Below are 354 nucleotides of genomic sequence, written 5' to 3'. Positions count from 1 at the left end.
TTAGCCGAGAAGATCGAAAATACTTTGCAGGGCTTTTATATGCAAGTCACACGATTCGTGATTTTGTACCGGAAGGATCTTCACAAGAAATGATTGATGAAATTAAAAAACTATTTGAACTTACACAGTACAAATTTATCATGCAGCAAGATAATAACAGTTTAGATATGTTACGAAAAGTATTTGCAGGACAGTTAAGTGAAAGTGAAATTGCAGCGATTCCACATTTGCCAACAGGGGATGTCATCTTAAGTATTGGGGCTGTAAAAAACATTCATTTTCATGTAGAAGTAACAGACGAAGAATTAATGTTATTCGGGGGAGGTGCTTAATACTATGCATCTAGTTTTAAAG

The 354-nt window shown here is 34.7% G+C and carries 1 pseudogene; it reads left to right on the top strand.

Going from position 1 to position 354, the window contains the following annotated elements:
* Nucleotides 1-332: pseudogene (locus CN409_RS31255) on the top strand (VirB4 family type IV secretion system protein); the annotation flags it as partial.
* Nucleotides 333-354: the final 22 nt, after the last annotated feature.

The sequence above is a fragment of the Bacillus sp. AFS012607 genome, assembly GCF_002558005.1.
Classification (GTDB): domain Bacteria; phylum Bacillota; class Bacilli; order Bacillales; family Bacillaceae_G; genus Bacillus_A; species Bacillus_A thuringiensis_S.
This window is presented reverse-complemented; position numbering and strand designations above follow the sequence as displayed.